The sequence below is a fragment of the Henriciella sp. genome, assembly GCF_049649345.1.
Classification (GTDB): domain Bacteria; phylum Pseudomonadota; class Alphaproteobacteria; order Caulobacterales; family Hyphomonadaceae; genus Henriciella.
The window spans coordinates 1-1626 of the sequence record NZ_JBARZC010000524.1; the positions used below are offsets into that span (position 1 = coordinate 1).

2 protein-coding genes are annotated in these 1626 nt (G+C 59.3%); one reads left to right on the forward strand and one right to left on the reverse strand.

Features of this window, described 5'->3' with window-relative positions:
• A partial coding sequence (locus WA989_RS14445; RefSeq protein ID WP_424341184.1) for an amino acid--tRNA ligase-related protein occupies positions 1 to 745 on the reverse strand: 745 nt, incomplete at its 3' end.
• Between the two features lie 91 nt (positions 746 to 836).
• On the opposite strand from WA989_RS14445, the gene rnd reads away from it, so the two are divergent.
• A partial coding sequence (gene rnd, locus WA989_RS14450) for a ribonuclease D (RefSeq protein WP_424341185.1) occupies positions 837 to 1626 on the forward strand: 790 nt, incomplete at its 3' end.

Sequence of the window (1626 nt, forward strand, 5' to 3'; positions counted from 1 at the left end):
GATCATCCTGCGTGACGAAGCTCATTTCGAGGTCGAGCTGATAGAACTCGCCGTAGAACCGGTCGGCCCGCGGGTCCTCATCGCGGAAGCAGGGCGCAATCTGGAAGTATCTGTCGAAGCCCGACACCATGAGCAGCTGCTTGTACTGCTGCGGGGCCTGCGGCAGGGCGTAGAACTCGCCCGGGTGCAGGCGCGATGGCACGAGGAAGTCGCGCGCGCCTTCCGGCGAAGAGGCCGTCAGGATCGGTGTCTGGAATTCTGTGAAGCCCTTGTCCTGCATCCGGTTGCGCATGGATGCGATGACTTTCGTCCGCGTCATGATGCGCTCGTGAAGGGTCTCGCGGCGAAGGTCGAGAAAGCGGTATTTGAGACGTACTTCTTCGGGATACTCAGGCTCGCCGAAGACAGGCAGCGGAAGCTCGGCGGCGGCCGACTGAACGGTGACCTCGCCGGCAACAACTTCGATCTCGCCTGTGGCGAGGTTCGGATTGACGAGCGAGTCCTCACGGGCCACCACCTTGCCATCGACTGTGACGACACTTTCAGCGCGCAGCCGCTCAACCGTCTCAAAGCCGGGAGAGCCCGGATTGAAGACGCACTGGGTCAGCCCATAGTGATCGCGAAGGTCAATGAAGATCACTCCGCCATGGTCGCGCCGGCGGTGCAGCCAGCCGGAAAGCTTCACTGTCTCACCGACATGTGACTTCGTAAGTTCGCCGCAAGTGTGCGAGCGGTATGCGTGCATTCTCTCGCTCCGAGGATTTTGTCAGAGGGATGATGCTTTTGAGAAAGCAGCCCCTCGCCTTTGTGATGCGGATGCGATACGCGTCAGCGCGATGACTGACAAGATACTGAAACCCATTACTGAACAGGAAGAACTGCAAAAGTTCTGCGATTCCCTGTCAAAAAGCGATTTTATCTGTGTCGATACGGAGTTTCACCGCGAAACCACCTATTGGCCAGAGCTTTGCCTTATCCAGGCGTCAGCACCGGGCGTCGAAGGCCTTATCGACCCGATGGCGAAGGGAATCGACCTCCAGCCCTTCCTCGAACTGATGGCGGACACGTCCAAGGTGAAGGTGTTTCATGCTGCCCGCCAGGACATGGAAATCTTCAACAAGCTGATCGGCACACCGCCCTCGCCCATCTTCGATACCCAGATTGCGGCCATGGCGCTGGGTCTCGGCGACTCGATTTCCTATGACAATCTGATCCAGCGCACATTGCGCCGCCAGATCGACAAGTCGAGCCAGTTCACAGACTGGAAACGGCGCCCCCTGTCGGACAAGCAGCTCAAATACGCCCTCGGCGACGTGACCCATTTGCGCGACGCTTACATTCAGATGCGCGACGAGCTGGAAGCGCTCGGCCGGATGGAGTGGGTGGCGGCCGAAATGGCCGATATGTCAGCACCTGCGCTCTACGACACAGACCCAAAAAACGCCTGGCAGCGGCTCAAATTCCGCAAGACGCACAAGGATTATCTTGCCGTGTTCGCCGCTGTTGCTGAATGGCGCGAACGCCAGTCTCAGGCGCTGGACCGACCGCGCCGGCGGATCCTCAAGGATGAAGCCATCCAGGAGATCGCAGATCAGAAGCCGACCCAGCCAGAGCAGTTCGACAGGC